The organism is Paracoccus sp. ME4 (assembly GCF_046736325.1).
Classification (GTDB): Bacteria; Pseudomonadota; Alphaproteobacteria; order Rhodobacterales; family Rhodobacteraceae; genus Paracoccus.
Map to the genome: position 1 here is coordinate 2,459,948 of NZ_CP151276.1, position 15,484 is coordinate 2,475,431.

The 15,484-nt window shown below is 69.1% G+C and carries 19 protein-coding genes; 13 read left to right on the forward strand and 6 right to left on the reverse strand.

The genetic code is table 11. The annotated features are described in order from the left end of the window. Positions 1-79: 79 nt before the first annotated feature. Genes AACG61_RS12485 through AACG61_RS12495 form a run of 3 tightly spaced genes read right to left on the reverse strand, consistent with a single transcriptional unit; the run spans position 80 to position 2,471 of the window. Complete coding sequence (locus AACG61_RS12485) at positions 80-1,009, reverse strand: DMT family transporter (protein WP_411837444.1); 930 nt, start codon at positions 1,007-1,009, stop codon at positions 80-82. Beyond that, entirely contained in the window at positions 1,006-1,572 is a 567-nt protein-coding gene (locus AACG61_RS12490; RefSeq protein ID WP_411837445.1) for a peroxidase-related enzyme, read from the reverse strand. The genes AACG61_RS12485 and AACG61_RS12490 overlap by 4 nt, the downstream gene beginning before the upstream one ends. A gap of 53 nt (positions 1,573-1,625) precedes the next feature. Continuing rightward, a complete protein-coding gene (locus AACG61_RS12495; protein ID WP_411837446.1) occupies positions 1,626-2,471 on the reverse strand; it encodes a LysR family transcriptional regulator in 846 nt (281 codons plus the stop codon). A gap of 101 nt (positions 2,472-2,572) precedes the next feature. On the opposite strand from AACG61_RS12495, the gene AACG61_RS12500 reads away from it, so the two are divergent. From AACG61_RS12500 to rpmE, 11 genes are all read left to right on the forward strand, one after another. Further along, positions 2,573-3,163, forward strand: a complete 591-nt coding sequence (locus AACG61_RS12500; RefSeq protein WP_411837447.1) for an FMN-dependent NADH-azoreductase — start codon at positions 2,573-2,575, stop codon at positions 3,161-3,163. Between the two features lie 73 nt (positions 3,164-3,236). Then, positions 3,237-3,662, forward strand: a complete 426-nt coding sequence (locus tag AACG61_RS12505) for a TonB C-terminal domain-containing protein (RefSeq protein WP_411837448.1) — start codon at positions 3,237-3,239, stop codon at positions 3,660-3,662. Further along, on the forward strand, positions 3,659-4,075 hold the full coding sequence (locus AACG61_RS12510; RefSeq protein ID WP_411837449.1) for a TonB family protein: 417 nt from the start codon (positions 3,659-3,661) through the stop codon (positions 4,073-4,075). Before AACG61_RS12505 ends, AACG61_RS12510 begins: the two co-directional genes overlap by 4 nt. A 162-nt stretch (positions 4,076-4,237) precedes the next feature. Beyond that, a complete protein-coding gene (gene ffh, locus AACG61_RS12515) occupies positions 4,238-5,734 on the forward strand; it encodes a signal recognition particle protein (RefSeq protein WP_411837450.1) in 1,497 nt (498 codons plus the stop codon). Then, positions 5,731-6,270 carry a GNAT family N-acetyltransferase gene (locus AACG61_RS12520; RefSeq protein WP_411837451.1) on the forward strand — a complete coding sequence of 180 codons (540 nt, stop codon included), beginning with the start codon at positions 5,731-5,733 and terminating at the stop codon, positions 6,268-6,270. Before ffh ends, AACG61_RS12520 begins: the two co-directional genes overlap by 4 nt. Continuing rightward, positions 6,267-6,563 carry a chorismate mutase gene (locus AACG61_RS12525; protein ID WP_119887517.1) on the forward strand — a complete coding sequence of 99 codons (297 nt, stop codon included), beginning with the start codon at positions 6,267-6,269 and terminating at the stop codon, positions 6,561-6,563. Before AACG61_RS12520 ends, AACG61_RS12525 begins: the two co-directional genes overlap by 4 nt. A gap of 28 nt (positions 6,564-6,591) precedes the next feature. Continuing rightward, on the forward strand, positions 6,592-6,948 hold the full coding sequence (gene rpsP, locus AACG61_RS12530) for a 30S ribosomal protein S16 (RefSeq protein WP_411837452.1): 357 nt from the start codon (positions 6,592-6,594) through the stop codon (positions 6,946-6,948). Between the two features lie 84 nt (positions 6,949-7,032). Next, positions 7,033-7,554 (forward strand): ribosome maturation factor RimM, encoded by a 522-nt coding sequence (rimM, locus tag AACG61_RS12535; protein ID WP_411837453.1) that lies wholly within the window; start codon positions 7,033-7,035, stop codon positions 7,552-7,554. Further along, entirely contained in the window at positions 7,551-8,426 is an 876-nt protein-coding gene (gene trmD, locus AACG61_RS12540; protein WP_411837454.1) for a tRNA (guanosine(37)-N1)-methyltransferase TrmD, read from the forward strand. The genes rimM and trmD overlap by 4 nt, the downstream gene beginning before the upstream one ends. Continuing rightward, positions 8,423-8,806, forward strand: coding sequence for a 50S ribosomal protein L19 (gene rplS / locus AACG61_RS12545; protein ID WP_411837455.1), 384 nt, complete (start codon positions 8,423-8,425; stop codon positions 8,804-8,806). The genes trmD and rplS overlap by 4 nt, the downstream gene beginning before the upstream one ends. A gap of 14 nt (positions 8,807-8,820) precedes the next feature. After that, positions 8,821-9,042, forward strand: coding sequence for a 50S ribosomal protein L31 (gene rpmE, locus AACG61_RS12550; protein WP_411837456.1), 222 nt, complete (start codon positions 8,821-8,823; stop codon positions 9,040-9,042). A gap of 60 nt (positions 9,043-9,102) precedes the next feature. On the opposite strand, the gene AACG61_RS12555 is transcribed toward rpmE, so the two are convergent. Together AACG61_RS12555 and AACG61_RS12560 are read right to left on the reverse strand one after the other, a co-directional pair. After that, positions 9,103-10,026, reverse strand: coding sequence for an acyltransferase family protein (locus AACG61_RS12555; RefSeq protein ID WP_411837457.1), 924 nt, complete (start codon positions 10,024-10,026; stop codon positions 9,103-9,105). A gap of 82 nt (positions 10,027-10,108) precedes the next feature. After that, positions 10,109-12,067: a methylmalonyl-CoA mutase family protein gene (locus AACG61_RS12560; protein ID WP_411837458.1), complete on the reverse strand. Its 1,959-nt coding sequence runs from the start codon at positions 12,065-12,067 to the stop codon at positions 10,109-10,111. 210 nt (positions 12,068-12,277) lie between these two features. Here AACG61_RS12560 and ccrA point away from each other — a divergent pair, with 210 nt between their 5' ends. Continuing rightward, positions 12,278-13,567 (forward strand): crotonyl-CoA carboxylase/reductase, encoded by a 1,290-nt coding sequence (gene ccrA / locus AACG61_RS12565; RefSeq protein WP_411837459.1) that lies wholly within the window; start codon positions 12,278-12,280, stop codon positions 13,565-13,567. 81 nt (positions 13,568-13,648) lie between these two features. Here the strand turns inward: ccrA and AACG61_RS12570 are convergent, their stop codons facing one another. Next, on the reverse strand, positions 13,649-13,855 hold the full coding sequence (locus tag AACG61_RS12570; protein WP_411837460.1) for a hypothetical protein: 207 nt from the start codon (positions 13,853-13,855) through the stop codon (positions 13,649-13,651). A 96-nt stretch (positions 13,856-13,951) separates the two neighbouring features. On the opposite strand from AACG61_RS12570, the gene AACG61_RS12575 reads away from it, so the two are divergent. After that, positions 13,952-15,484, forward strand: coding sequence for an ATP-dependent RecD-like DNA helicase (locus AACG61_RS12575; RefSeq protein WP_411837461.1), 1,533 nt, complete (start codon positions 13,952-13,954; stop codon positions 15,482-15,484).

Genomic DNA, 15,484 nt, shown 5'->3' on the forward strand with positions numbered 1-15,484 from the left:
CGACCGTAGCGGCGGGGCCTGCGGATGGGAACCCGCCCGGATCGGCGGGCGCAGGGGGTGTCACCCGGCCACCACGGCCCTAGCCGGGCGGCGACCGGCGTCCGATCAGGCGGCCGTCGATCATCGCCAGACCCAGCCCGATCACGGCCATGCCCAGAAGCTGCGTGGCCCCAAGCCGTTCGTCCAGGAACAGCCAGCCCAGCAGGATCGCCGAGACCGGCACCAGAAATGTCACGAGGGAGATGTTCGTGGCCCCCGCCCGCGCCAGAATGCGGAAGAACAGCACATAGGCCAGCCCCGTGCAGACCAGCCCCAGCGCGCCCAGCGCCAGCCAGACGCGCGCCGGTGCCGCGGGCGGCAGCCCGTGCTGCCACAGCGCCAGCGGCAGCAGCACCAGCGCCGATCCCGTGACCATCCCCGCCGCCGAGACCAGCGGATCGACCGCGCGCGCCCGGAACCGCCGACCGAAGGCCGCGGCGCAGGCATAGCTGACCGCCGCGCCCAGCATCGCCAGCTGCGGCCACAGCGGATGGCCCTGCCCCGCGGCCTTGTCCAGCCCGATCATCACCGCCACCCCGCCCAGGCCCAGCAGCACGCCCCCCAGCCGCATCAGACCGGCCCGCTCATCCGCCAGCACCATGGTCGAGACCAGCACCGTGAACAGCGGCGTCGTGGCGTTCAGGATCGACGCCAGCCCCGCCGGGATCTGCTGCTGCGCCAGCACGATCAGGCTGAAGGGGATGACGTTGTTCAGCACCCCCATGACCACGAAGGCGCCCCACAGCCCCACCCCGCGCGGCAGGGGCCGCCGGCCGATCAGCACGACGCCCCACAGCACCGCCGCCGCGATGCCGACGCGCAGGCCGACCACCCAGAAGACCGGCATGTGACCGACGATCACCGCGATCAGGAAGAACGACCCGCCCCAGATCAGCGACAGCAGCCCCATCAGCGCCCAGTCGCGGGCGCTCATCCGGGCGCTGATGGCGGGGGCTGCGGCGAGGCTCATCGGCCCAGCATCAGGAAATCGTCGTTCGGCATCAGGTCGGCCGCATTGGCCAGCCGGTTCGACATGGCGAAGAAGGCCGCGATGGCGCCGATGTCCCAGGCCTCGTCCCGGCTGAACCCGGCCTCGGCCAGTGCCGCGTGATCCTCGGGGCCGATCTGCTGGGCGGCGATGGCCACGCGCTCGGCATAGGTCAGCATGGCGCGGTGACGCGGGCTCAGGTCGGCCTTGCGCCAGTTCACGGCCAGCTGGTCGGCGATGCGCGGATCGCGCGCCCGGATGCGCAGGATCGCCCCATGCGCGACCACGCAATAGAGGCACTGGTTCAGGCCGCTGGTGGCCACCACGATCATCTCGCGCTCGGCCTTGCTCAGGCCGTCGGCCTTGTCCATCAGCGCGTCGTGATAGGCGAAGAAGGCGCGGAACTCGGCCGGGCGATGCGCCAGCGCCAGGAAGATGTTGGGCACGAAGCCCGACTTCTCCTGCACGCGCAGGATCGCGTCGCGCAGGTCGGTCGGCATGTCGTCCAGATCGGGCACGGGAAAGCGGCTGACGGGTCGGGTCATGGGTGGTCCTCCTCGCCGCGCACCCTGCCCCAAGGCGCGCAGGGGCGAAAGCCCTAGCCGCCGCGCAGCGCCGCCAGCGCCGCCTGGACCTTGGGCGTGCGGTGCAGGTCGACATGCGTGACCAGCCACAGCGCCGATTCCCATTCCGGCAGCCGCAGCGCGGGCACCAGCCCCTCGGCCAGGCGGTCGGGCAGCAGACCCACCGCCAGCCCCGCCCGCACCACGGCGGCGCGGGCCGCGGCCTCGTTCGCGGTCAGCAGGATGTTCTCGGGGCCGATCCGCCCCTCCAGCCAGCGCATGGCGGGCGCGCCCCGCGCCTCGGGACCGGGCAGCGCATATCGGTGCGCGCGCGGGTCCTCCACCGGGCCGTGACGCTCCAGATAGGCGGGCGCGGCATAGAGGCATTGCGGCAGCCGCCCCAGGGGTCGCACGACATAGTCGGGCTCGGTCGGCTCGGGGCCGCCGCGGATGGCGATATGCGCCTCGCCGGCATCCAGGCGGAACAGGCGCGCATCGGTGACATAGGTCACGCGCAGGTCGGGATGCCGCTCCAGCAGCGGGATCAGGCGCGGCATGACCAGGTCGATCAGCTCGGGCAGCGCGGTGATGATCAGCGCGCCCTCGATCCGCTCTCCAGCCCCGGCGATCTGGGCTGCCATCTGGGCAAAGCGCTCCTCGGCGGCACCCGCCGCGCCCAGCAGCGTCCGGCCCGCCTCGGTCAGCGCGTATCCGCGTGTGTGGCGCTGGAACAGCCGCGCGTGCAGCGCCGTCTCCAGCGCGTCGATGCGGCGGATGACCGTGGCGTGATGGACGCCCAGTTCGGCGGCCGCGCCGCTGACCGTGCCATGGCGTGCCACGGCCAGCGCCACGCGGATATCGTCCCAGGATTCGATCTGCATGTGCATCCCCGCACAATGATTGCGCAACTATCGCCCTACCGTTCGCCGGTGCATAGACCTAAATCTGCTGCAATGCAGAATTAGCCGCATCGGAGCACGCCATGCACATCCTTCATCTCGACAGCGCCATCACCGGCGACGCCTCGGTCTCGCGCAGCCTGACCGCGCAGATCGTGTCGCGGCTGACCGCCGCCGACCCGGCCGCCACCGTCACATATCGCGACCTGGCCGCAGACGAGGTTCCGGTCATCGACAGCGCCTGGTTCAAGGCCGTCCGTGTCGGCACCGACGACCCCAGCCCTGAGGAGCAGGCCCAGATCCGCACCTCGGACACGCTTCTGGCCGAGGTCCAGGCTGCGGACACGCTGGTCATCGGCCTGCCCATCTACAACTTCTCGCTGCCCTCGCAGCTGAAGACCTGGCTGGACCAGATCGCCCGCGCGGGCGTCAGCTTCCGCTATACCGAGGCCGGCCCCGAAGGCCTGCTGACCGGCAAGCGCGCGATCGTGGCCTATACCGCCGCCGGCACGCCGATCGGGTCGGACATGGACCACGCATCGGGCTATCTGCGCCACATGCTGGGCTTTCTGGGCATCACCGACGTGACCTTCGTGCCCGCCGACGGCCTGGCCTTCGACCGCGAGGCCGGCATGGCGCGCGCGCAACAGGCGATGGACCAAATCGCCGCCTGATCGCGGGGGCTCTGGCACGCATCCGGGTCCGGTGCGGAATGGGCAAACCGCTCATTCTCACCGGACCTTTTTCATGCGCCCCATTGTCCTGCGTGTCGCTCTGACGCTTGCGACCGCCCTGATCCTGACCGCCCCCGTCGGTCCCTTCCACCCCACCGCCGCGCAGGCCCAATCCTCCTTCGGAGGCCAGCGGTCGGTCCAGACCCGCGCCGAGTGGGAGCGCGAGACCGACCGCGCTCCGGGCCTCGCGCTGCGCCGTGCGAACTCCGCGCTGGCCAGCGCGGGAACCGCCCGGTCGGTCGGCATGGTCGTCCGCCTGGACATCGGCCGCGACGGCACGCTGCGCGACGTGGCGCTGCTGCAGGGGTCGGGGCGGCCGTCGCTGGACGCATCGCTGATCCGCGCCCTGTCGCGCGATCTTGGCATCCCGCCCTTCACCCCCGACATGCCCGAGGCCGTGCAATCGGTCACGCTCCAGATCGGCACCGTCCGCCAATGACGGTCGCGCGGCGGATCGCGGCCGGCGGCCTCGCGGCGGCGCTGAGCATGGGGGCGGCGCCGCTTGCCCTTCCTGCCTGGGCGCAGACCTCCTTCGCCGAGATCGGCATGCAGCGCCCCGGGACGGTGACGGAATGGGGCGATCTGCTGCGCGTCAATGCGATGCGCACGGGGCGCGACGCGCTGATGACCACCCGGTCCCCCGTCCAGGCGGGACGGATCGAGGTGACGATCACCGTCGCGTCGGACGGCACCATCCTGGCGGTCGAACGCCTGCGGTCGTCCTTTGATGCCGCGGCGGATGCCGTCGTCCTCGGTGCCCTGCGCGGGATGGACCGCATGCCGCCCTTTCCGCCGGACATGGCAGGCGCGGAGCGACGATTCGCCCTGCCCATCAACATTGCGGTCCGCTGAGGCGCGGGGCCTGCGTTGACAGGCCCTGCCTTGCGCTGTACAAGACCTGCGACTTCCGGAAGCGCCGCCTTCCGGTCCCCGCGCCGATCGTGGGGATCGCCCCCCGTCAGCGCGTTGCGCCCACGGGGGCATCACCGTTTTGGAGCCATAGGAGGCCCGGCCATGTTCGAGAACCTTTCCGACCGTTTGGGCGGCGTCTTCGACCGGCTGACCAAGCAGGGCGCCCTGTCCGAGGATGACGTCACCGCCGCCATGCGCGAGGTGCGCGTGGCCCTCCTGGAGGCGGACGTCTCGCTGCCGGTGGCACGCAACTTCGTCAAGGCGGTCACCGCCAAGGCCACCGGCGCCGCGGTCACCAAATCGGTCAGCCCCGGCCAGCAGGTCGTCAAGATCGTCCATGACGAGCTGATCCGCGTCCTGCAGGGCGACGACGCCCCCGAGGCGCTGCGCATCGACAACCCGCCCGCCGCCATCCTGATGGTCGGCCTGCAGGGTTCGGGCAAGACCACCACCACCGCGAAACTGGCCCTGCGCCTGAAGGACCGCGAGAAGAAGCGCGTGCTGATGGCGTCCCTGGACACCAACCGCCCCGCCGCGATGGAGCAGCTGGCCATCTTGGGCCAGCAGATCGGCGTCGACACGCTGCCCATCGTGATGGGCCAGACCGCCGTGCAGATCGCGCAGCGCGCCAAGACGCAGGCCTCGCTTGGCGGCTATGACGTGGTGATGCTGGACACCGCCGGCCGCCTGCATATCGACGAGGCGCTGATGACCCAGGTCCAGCAGGTCCGCGACATCGCGAACCCGCGCGAGACGCTGCTGGTCGTCGACGGCCTGACCGGCCAGGACGCCGTGAACGTCGCGACCGAGTTCGACGCCAAGGTCGGCGTGACCGGCGTGGTGCTGACCCGGATGGACGGCGACGGGCGCGGCGGTGCCGCCCTGTCGATGCGCGCCGTGACCGGCAAGCCGATCCGCTTCGTGGGTCTGGGCGAGAAGATGGACGCGCTGGAGACCTTCGACGCCAGCCGCGTCGCGGGCCGCATCCTGGGCATGGGCGACATCGTGGCCCTGGTCGAGAAGGCCCAGCAGGTCCTGGAAGTCGAGCAGGCCGAACGCATGATGAAGCGGTTCCAGAAGGGCCTCTTCAACATGAACGACCTGCGCGGCCAGCTGGAGCAGATGCAGAAGATGGGCGGCATGTCCTCGGTCATGGGGATGATGCCCGGCATGGCCAAGATGGCCAAGCAGGCCGAGGCCGCGGGCTATGACGACAAGGTCGTCCGCCACCAGATCGCCCTGATCAATTCGATGACCAAGAAGGAACGGGCCAACCCGGACCTCCTGCAGGCCAGCCGCAAGAAGCGCATCGCCGCCGGCGCGGGCCTGGACGTGGCCGATCTGAACAAGCTGCTGAAGATGCAGAAGCAGATGGCCGACACGATGAAGAAGCTGGGCAAGATGGGCAAGGGCGGGCTGATGAAGCAGGCCATGCGCGCCATGACCGGCAAGGGCGGCGGCCTGCCCGACATGGAGAACCTGGACCCCGCCAAGATGGCCGAGGCCCAGAAGATGCTGGCCGATCCCAAGGGGCTGGGCGGGCAGCTGGGCCGTGCGGGCCTGCCTTCGGGCCTGGGCAACCTGTTCGGCAAGAAATGATCACCCTGTCCCCCACCCCGGTTCTGGAGACGGAACGCCTGATCCTGCGCGCGCCGCAGGGCGGCGACTGGCCGCATTGGCGCAGCTTCTATCAGTCCGACCGCGCGCGCTTCGTGGGCGGCGGCACGACCGAGCCCAAGCCCGGCGCCTATTGGCGGGCCTTCGGCCATCTGACGGGCCATTGGGTGATGCGCGGTTTCGGGATGTTCGTCTTCTGCCTCAAGGGGCAGGAGGATCTGCCTCTGGGCATGGTCGGCCCGTGGTATCCGGACGGCTGGCCCGAGCGTGAGCTGGGCTGGACCGCCTGGTCGCAGGCGGTGGAGGGCAAGGGCCTGGTGGCCGAGGCCGCCCGCGCCGCGCGCGAGCACGCCTTCCGCGACCTGGGCTGGACCACCGCGGTCAGCTACATCGACCCGGAGAACGCCCGCTCGATCGCGCTGGCCGAACGGCTTGGCGCGGTCCGCGACCGGGCGGCCGCGACCCCGGTCTTCGACCACCCCTGCATCGTCTATCGTCACAGCCCGGAGGCCGCATGACCGACGCCACCGCCCGTGCCGCGGCCCTGCTGAAGGACCACCGCGCCAGCATCGACCGCCTGGACGCGATCCTGGTCTATACGCTGGCCGAACGCTTCAAGCACACCCAATCCGTCGGCCGCCTCAAGGCCGACCACGACCTTCCGCCGTCCGATCCCTCGCGCGAGGCAAGCCAGATCGAACGCCTGGAACGCCTCGCGCGCGAGGCCGATCTCGACCCGGAATTCGCGCGCAAATTCCTGACCTTCGTGATCGCCGAAGTCATTCGGCACCACGAGCATTATCAGTCCTGACCGGACGACCAACCCAAGGAGACGACCCATGTCCATGAAGATCCGCCTGGCCCGTGGTGGCAGCAAGAAGCGCCCGCATTACGCCATCGTCGCGTCCGATTCGCGCATGCCGCGCGACGGCCGCTTCATCGAGAAGCTGGGCACCTACAACCCGCTGCTGGCCAAGGACAGCGAAGAGCGCGTGAAGATGGATGTCGAGCGCATCCAGTACTGGCTGGGCCAGGGCGCACAGCCCACCGACCGCGTCGCCCGCTTCCTGGAAGCCGCCGGCGTCAAGGAGAAGGCCGAGCGCAAGAACATGAAGAAGGCCGAGCCGGGCAAGAAAGCCAAGGCCCGCGCCGAGGAGAAGGCCAAGAAGGCCGCCGCCCCGGCCGAAGCCGAGTGATCCGATGCTGGCGGGGGAAACCCCGCCAGTTCGTCTTTCAGGACCGGCCCGCGGGGGCCGGTTCGCGTCCATCAGGGGTGTGACATGACCCAAGACCGCATCTGCGTCGGCGCCATCGCCGGAGCCTTCGGGGTCCATGGCGAGGTGCGGCTGAAGAGCTTCTGCGCCGAACCCTCGGACATCGCGGCCTATGCCCCCATCACCACCGAGGACGGCGGCCGCCGCTTCACCATCCGCCTGACCCGCCCGGTCACCGGCGGGCTGGGTGCGCGCATCGACGGCGTCTCGACCCGCGAGGAGGCCGAGGCCCTGCGCGGCGTGACGCTGTGGGTGCCGCGGTCGGTGCTGCCTTCGCTGCCCGACGACGAATTCTATCATGCCGACCTGATCGGGCTGGAGGTCGTCGATACCGGCGGCGCCCCCTTGGGCCGGGTGCGCGCGATCTTCGATCATGGCGCGGGCGACATCCTGGAGGTCGTGGGCGGAAGCCGCAGCCTGATGCTGCCCTTCACCCGCGCCGTGGTGCCGACGGTCGACCTGACCGCCCGCCGCATCGTGGCCGACCCGCCCGGAGAGCTGGGCGCCGACGCGGACGCGTCCGCATGACCGACACGCCCACCCCCCGGTCGCACGCGCGGCTGGCCATCCGGCCCAGCCTGCGCCCGCGCGTCCTGATGGAGGAGCCGCAGGTCGCGGGTGCCTGGACCGCGCGCATCGTCACCCTGTTCCCCGAGGCCTTTCCCGGCATCCTGGGCCTGTCGCTGACCGGCAAGGCGCTGGCGCAGGGCTTGTGGAACCTGGAGACCATCGCGCTGCGCGAACACGGGCTGGGCCGGCACCGCAACGTGGACGACACGCCCGCGGGCGGCGGCGCGGGCATGGTGATCCGCCCCGACGTCCTGGACGCGGCGCTGCGCCAGGCGGGTCCCGGTCTGCCGGTGATCTACATGTCGCCGCGCGGCAAGCCGCTGACGCAGGCGCGCGCCCGCGCCCTGGCCCAGGGTCCCGGCGTCACGCTGATCTGCGGGCGCTTCGAGGGCATCGACCAGCGCGTCCTGGACGCCCATGGCATCGAGGAGGTCAGCATCGGCGATTATGTCCTGACCGGCGGAGAGATCGCCGCTCAGGTCTTGATCGACGCGACGGTCCGGCTTATACCGCGCGTGCTGGGCAATCATGATTCCCTGGCCGAGGAATCCTTTTCCATCGGCAATCGGGGTCTCCTGGAAGCGCCGCAGTTCACCAAGCCCGCCCTTTGGGATGGTCGCGAGATTCCGCCGGTCCTGCTGTCGGGCAATCATGCCGCCATCGCCGCCTGGCGGGCCGGTGAGGCCGAGAGGCTGACCAAGGAACGCCGCCCCGATCTGTGGCGGGCATATGCGGAGACGCATGTGGACCCGGCAAAGGACCAACAGCGCTCGGGCGCATCAGACCAATCGCGGAACCACCGCGAGCAGACAGAGGAACCCAAGCGATGAACCTGATCGCACAGCTCGAAGCCGAGCAGATTGCCGAACTCGGCAAGAAGATCCCCGATTTCAAGGCCGGCGACACCATCCGTGTCGGCTACAAGGTGACCGAGGGCACCCGCACCCGCGTCCAGAACTATGAAGGCGTGTGCATCTCGCGCCGTGGCGGCGCGACCATCGCGGCCAGCTTCACGGTCCGCAAGATCAGCTTCGGCGAAGGCGTGGAGCGCGTGTTCCCGCTGTATTCGACCAACATCGATTCGATCGAGGTCGTGCGTCGCGGCAAGGTCCGTCGCGCCAAGCTGTACTATCTGCGCGATCGTCGCGGCAAGTCGGCCCGCATCGTCGAGAAGACCAACTACCGTCCCCTGTCGGACGCGAAAGCCTGAGCCGAGGTCACGCCATGAAAAAAGACATCCACCCCGACTATCACACGATCTCGGTCAAGATGACCGACGGCACCACCTACCAGACGCGCTCCACCTGGGGTTCGGAAGGTGAGACCATGTCGCTGGACATCGACCCGACCTCGCACCCGGCCTGGACCGGCGGCTCGTCGCGCCTGATGGATGCGGGCGGCCGCGTCTCCAAGTTCAAGTCGAAATACGCGGGCCTAGGCTTCTGAGCCTCACCGCCATCGACTGCCGTGACGCCGCCCCTCGGGGCGGCGTCTTGCATTAGGCCGTCAGGTGAAGAAGGCCAGCACCGGCCGACGCCGCGGCGCGCCCAGCCACAGGCCGATCCCCAGGCAGGTCGCCATGACCGCCAGCGCCTTAGCGTCCCCCTCCAGCCCGAAGCGGCTGGCGCAGATCATGATCATCACGTGGATGAAATAGACGAAGGCCGCGGTGCTGGCCGCGCGCTTGCCGTCCCACGGGCCGCGGACGCCCTGCGCCGCCAGGAACAGCAGCGGCGCGGCCACGAGCAGCGACAGCATCATGTCGACGCCCCACCCGCCCCCGGCGATCCAACGCCAGATCAGGCTCTCGACCATCACGGCCAGAAGGGCCAGCCCCGCCAGGGGCCGCGCATGGCGGCGCAGCAGTTCCGGCACGCCATGCGCCAGAAGCCAGCCCAGGGCGAAGAACGGAAAGATCGTGAACAGCCCGTTGCGATAGTAGTCCAGCGGGATGTCGACCACCCCTGCCAGGACCAGCGCCTGCAGCGTCAGCCCGGTCGTGGCCATCGCCGCCGCCGCCACCGCTACGGGCATCGGCCGACGCAGCAGAGCCACCAGCACCGCCCCCACCAGCAGCCCCGGCAGGAACCACAGATGGAAATAGCCGAAGACCACCGTGCGGATCAGGTGCCACACCCCCGTCAGGTCCGGCCCCCAGATCGGCAGATAGATCACCATCCACAGCCCATAGAGTGACGCGATGCGCCGCAGGGAGGACCCGGCCCGCCCGCCCCGCATCGCCGCCAAAAAGAAGTAACCCGAGATCAGCGCGAAGACCGGCACCGCCAGCCGATAGAGCCCGTTGAACAGAACCTGCTTGACCAAGGCCGGCGCGGCATCCGGAAAACCGGTATGCAGCGCGATGACGCTCAGCGCCAGCAGGATGCGCAGCGGGTCGATGGCGCTGTCGCGCGCGGGGGTCTGGGTCATGACGCGGCCTTTCCTCAAGCCCTGTCAACGGCTTGGCCGCGATCCGGTTCACTCGGGGCGGACGGTTTCCGCGCCGTGGGCGTCAGGCCGCCGCCGCACCCGGTTCGGCCAGCCCCACGATGTCCATCATGATGGCGTTCAGCTGGAAATCCTTGGGCGTATAGACGCGCGCGACCCCCATCGCCGTCAGCCGCGCCGCGTCCTCGTCGGGGATGATGCCGCCGACGACCACGGGGACGTGGCTCAGTCCCGCGGCCCGCATGCGCGCCATCAGGTCCTCGATCAGCGGCAGGTGGCTGCCCGACAGGATCGACAGGCCGACGACATGGGCGTCCTCCTCCTGCGCGCGGGCGACGATGGCCTCGGGGGTCAGGCGGATGCCCTCATAGGTGATGTCCATGCCGCAGTCTCGCGCGCGGACGGCGATCTGCTCGGCCCCGTTGGAGTGACCGTCCAGACCCGGCTTGCCGACCAGGAACTTCAGCCGCCGCCCCAGGCGGGTGCTGACCCCATCGACGGCCTCGCGGATCTCCTCCAGCCCCTCGGTGCGGTTCGACGGAGCCTGCGACACGCCGGTCGGCCCGCGATATTCGCCATGCACCGCCCGCATCACCCCCGCCCATTCGCCGGTCGTCACCCCGGCCCGCGCGGCCGCGATCGAGGGCGGCATGACGTTGTCGCCCCTCTGCGCCGCAAGGCGCAGCGCGGCGAGGGCGGCCTCGACGGCCCCCTCGTCGCGGGTCCCGCGCCAGGCGTTCAGCCGGGCGATCTGTTCGGCCTCGACCGCCGGATCGACGGTCATGATGCCGCCATCCCCTGCCGTCAGCGGCGACGGCTCGGCCTGCTGCCAGCGGTTGACGCCGACCACGACCGTCTCGTTCGTCTCGATCCGCCCCAGACGGGCCGCGTTCGATTCGACCAACCGCGCCTTCATGTAGTCGATCGCCGCGATCGCGCCGCCCATCCCGTCCAGCGCCGCCAGCTCCTCGCGCGCGCCCTGCTTCAGCGCCTCGACGCGGGCCGCGATGACCGGGTTGCCGTCGAACAGGTCGCCATATTCCAGAAGGTCGGTCTCATAGGCCAGGATCTGCTGCATCCGCAGCGACCATTGCTGATCCCAGGGACGCGGCAGGCCCAGGGCCTCGTTCCAGGCCGGCAGCTGCACCGCGCGGGCGCGGGCGTTCTTCGACAGCGTGACGGCCAGCATCTCCAGCAGGATGCGATAGACGTTATTCTCGGGCTGCTGCTCGGTCAGGCCCAGGCTGTTGACCTGCACCCCGTAGCGGAAGCGGCGGTACTTCTCCTCGACGATGCCGTATCGGTCGCGGGTGATCTCGTCCCACAGCTCGGTGAAGGCGCGCATCTTGCACAGCTCGGTGACAAAGCGGATGCCGGCGTTGACGAAAAAGCTGATCCGCCCGACCATCTCGGGGAAGCTCTCCTCGGGCACCTTGCCCTCCAGGTCGTCCAGCACCGCGATGGCGGTGGCCAGCGCATAGGACAGCTCCTGTTCCGGCGTCGCCCCGGCCTCCTGCAGGTGATAGGAGCAGACGTTCATCGGGTTCCATTTCGGCAGATGCTGCCGGGTATAGGCCGCGATGTCGGTGATCATCGCCAAGGACGGCTTCGGCGGGCAGATATAGGTGCCGCGCGACAGGTATTCCTTGATCAGGTCGTTCTGGACCGTCCCCTGCAGGCGGGTGACATCGGCCCCCTGCTCCTCGGCAACGGCGATGTAAAGCGACAGCAGCCAGGGCGCGGTCGCGTTGATCGTCATGGAGGTGTTCATCTGCTCCAGCGGGATCTGGTCGAACAGCGCCCGCATGTCGCCCAGATGGCAGACGGGCACGCCGACCTTGCCGACCTCGCCCCGGCCCAGGATGTGGTCGCTGTCATAGCCGGTCTGGGTCGGCAGGTCGAAGGCCACCGACAGGCCGGTCTGACCCTTGGCCAGGTTCGTGCGATAGAGCGCGTTCGATTTCGCCGCCGTGGAATGACCCGCATAGGTGCGGAACAGCCAGGGCTTGTCCTTGTCGGCCATGAAGTCTCTCCGCAAGAATATTTCTGCTGCATTCTGCTTACAGATACAAAACTGCGCCGTCAATTCGCCGCAGTGCGGCAGATGCTGCAGCGCGTCAGAAACTTTGTTGCGCATAACTATCCATCATAGTTGCATTGTTGCTTTCATGATTGTATCACCGCCTCATCAGGCGCATTGATTCTGCGCTGCGGCACTGGACAGGAGAAGCAGATGGCCCTCGACGCACCGACCCCGATCGCGCCCTACAATGCGCCCGTCAAAGACCTCTACGAGGTCGGAGAGATGCCGCCCCTGGGCCATGTCCCCGCGCGGATGCATGCCTGGGCGATCCGCCGCGAACGGCAGGGAGAACCCGATCAGGCGATGCAGCTGGAGGTCGTGGACACCCCCGCCATCGACAGCAACGAGGTGCTGGTCCTGGTGATGGCGGCGGGCGTCAACTACAACGGGATCTGGGCGGGCCTGGGCAAGCCGATCAGCATGTTCGACGTGCACAAGCAACCCTATCACATCGCCGGATCGGATGCCTCGGGCATCGTTTGGGCCGTTGGTGACAAGGTCAAGCGGTGGAAGGTCGGGGACGAGGTCGTCATCCATTGCAACCAGGACGATGGCGATGACGAGCATTGCAACGGCGGCGACCCGATGTTCTCGCCCACGCAGCGGATCTGGGGATACGAGACGCCGGACGGCAGCTTTGCGCAGTTCACCCGCGTGCAGGCCCAGCAGCTGATGCCCCGGCCGCGCCACCTGACCTGGGAGGAATCGGCCTGCTATACGCTGACCTTGGCAACCGCCTATCGGATGCTGTTCGGGCACGAGCCGCATGAGCTGAAGCCGGGCATGAACGTCCTGGTCTGGGGCGCGTCGGGGGGGCTTGGCTCCTATGCGATCCAGCTGATCAACGCGGCGGGCGGCAACGCCATCGGCGTGATCAGCGAGGAGGACAAGCGCGACTTCGTCATGGGGCTGGGCGCGAAAGGGGTCATCAACCGCAAGGAATTCCGCTGCTGGGGGCAGCTGCCCACGGTGAACACGCCCGAATACAAGGAGTGGTTCACCGAGGCGCGCAAGTTCGGCGCCGCGATCTGGAACATCACCGGCAAGGGCAACAATGTCGACATCGTCTTCGAACACCCCGGAGAGGCGACCTTCCCGGTCAGCACGCTGGTCTGCAAGAAGGGCGGCATGGTGGTGATCTGCGCGGGCACGACCGGGTTCAACTGCACCTTCGACGTGCGGTACCTGTGGATGCATCAGAAGCGCATCCAGGGGTCGCATTTCGCGCATCTGAAGCAGGCCAGCGCCGCGAACAAGCTGATGCTGGAACGGCGCCTGGACCCCTGCATGTCCGAGGTCTTCCCCTGGGCCGAGATCCCGGCCGCCCACATGATGATGCTGCGCAACCAGCACAAGCCGGGCAACATGGCGGTGCTGGTGCAGTCGCCGCGGACCGGGTTGCGCACCTTCGAGGACGCGCTGGAGGCCGGCCGCCGCTGACCTGCGTCCCGCGACGTGCCGGGGGGCCTGCCGCCCCCCGGACCCCCCGCCCACCGCATGACGGCGGATCGGTGCTGCGCATCACGCCTTGCGGTCACCCTCGCCGGCGCGGCGGCATCCCCATTCGCGCACCTGTTCGGCCGGATGGGTGGCGATCCATTTCGCCAGTTCGTTCTGGCTCTGCAGCATGCAGGTGAAGAGACCGTTCTGCTCCTCGAACAGCAGGCTGTGGTCGGTGCAGCGCGCGGGGTCGGCCAGAAGGCAGGTGACGAAGAACAGTTCGATCATCGCGTCTCTCCTGTGGGGGTGCCCGCAGGCACGGTGGCCGGGGCGGAAAAGTTGCGCGGCCTTTGCCTTTCGGCCCGGGCAGGCTATGGGACAGGCATGAGCACCCCCGCCCCCGCCCCGACCCTCTCCGCCGATCAGGCCGATGCCTGGGATACCCTGGCCGAGACCTTTGCCGCGGCCGGCATCGACATCATCGCAGAGGAGCTGCATCCGCCCCAGTCGGGCAAAGGTCGGGTGATGGCGGTGATCGGCAAGGCAGGTTCGGGCAAGACGCTGATGCTGTCGATGATCACCAAGGCTCTGCTGGAGGCCGGGGTCGAGCTGATCAGCCCCGATTACGAGGGGCGCCGCCGCAAGGACCGGCGCAGCGTGGCGATTCTGGCGCCCACCAACAAGGCGGCCTTCGTGCTGCGCATGCGCGGCGTGCCGGCGACCACGATCCACCGGATCCTCTATACCCCCGTCTATGACCCGCAATACGAGAAGATCGCCGAATGGCTGACCGGCAGCGCCGAGCGCCCGGTGATCGAGGACCTGTCGGATCATGCGCTGGACCGGGCCAAGGCCTTCTACGACCAGAACGCGTCGATCCCGGGCGCCCTGGCCACGGCGGGGCTGCGCGGGTCGGACTTCATCCGCGGCTGGACGCGGCGCGAGGAGGGCCTGGATGTCGGGCTGATCGACGAGGCCTCGATGCTGGACGAGAAGCAGTTCGAGGACCTGCGCGAGATCTTTCCGGTGCTGATCCTGTTCGGCGATCCGGCGCAGTTGGCCCCGGTGGGCCAGTCAGGAGAGATGGTGTTCGACAAGCTGGCCGCGCCGCAGCGGCTGATGCTGAACCGCATCCACCGCCAGGCCGATGACAGCCCGATCCTGGACCTGGCCCATGCGCTGGCCGACGATCAGCTGGGCTTCGACGCGTTCGAGGGGATGATCCGGGCGGCGGCGCGCAAGGACGACCGCGTGGTCTGGGCCGAGCGGGTGGAGAGCGACCTGATGGCGCGCAGCCCGGTCCTGGTCTGGCGCAACGCGACGCGCATCCGGCTCATCCACGCCTTCCGTACGGCCTTCGGCGCGCCGGGGGACGCGCTCCTGCCTGGAGAGCCGCTGATCTGCGACGGTCTGGAGCTGCCGCTGAAGCATCGCAAGAAGCGGATCGATCTGGAGGCGCGCGGCCTGATCAAGGGGGCGCAGGTCGTCTATCTGGGACCGGGCCGCAAGCCGGGCTTCTCGCGGCTGCACGTGATCGGGGCGGAGGACCCGCGCCTGTCCGCGGCCAGCATCGTCAAGATCGAGATGCCCGACGAGGAGGAGCCCTTCATCCCTTATGCGGCGCGGATGGGTGCGGCCTTCCTGCACGGGGCGGCGGTGACGATCCACAAGGCGCAGGGTAGCCAATGGCCCGAGGTGCAGGTCTTTGGCCCCGACATCAGCGCGGCGGCCTGGTCGAACCGGTCCGAGGCCGGGGTGCCGCTGTGGAAGCGCCTGACCTATGTCGCGATCACCCGCGCGCAGGAACGGCTGTACTGGGTGACGAAGGCGCGTCTGGCCCGGCCGGCGGGACCGTTGAGCACCGACGACCTGCCGACCCCGGCCACGGCCTTGGCGCTGGACGCGGAGGACGGCTGA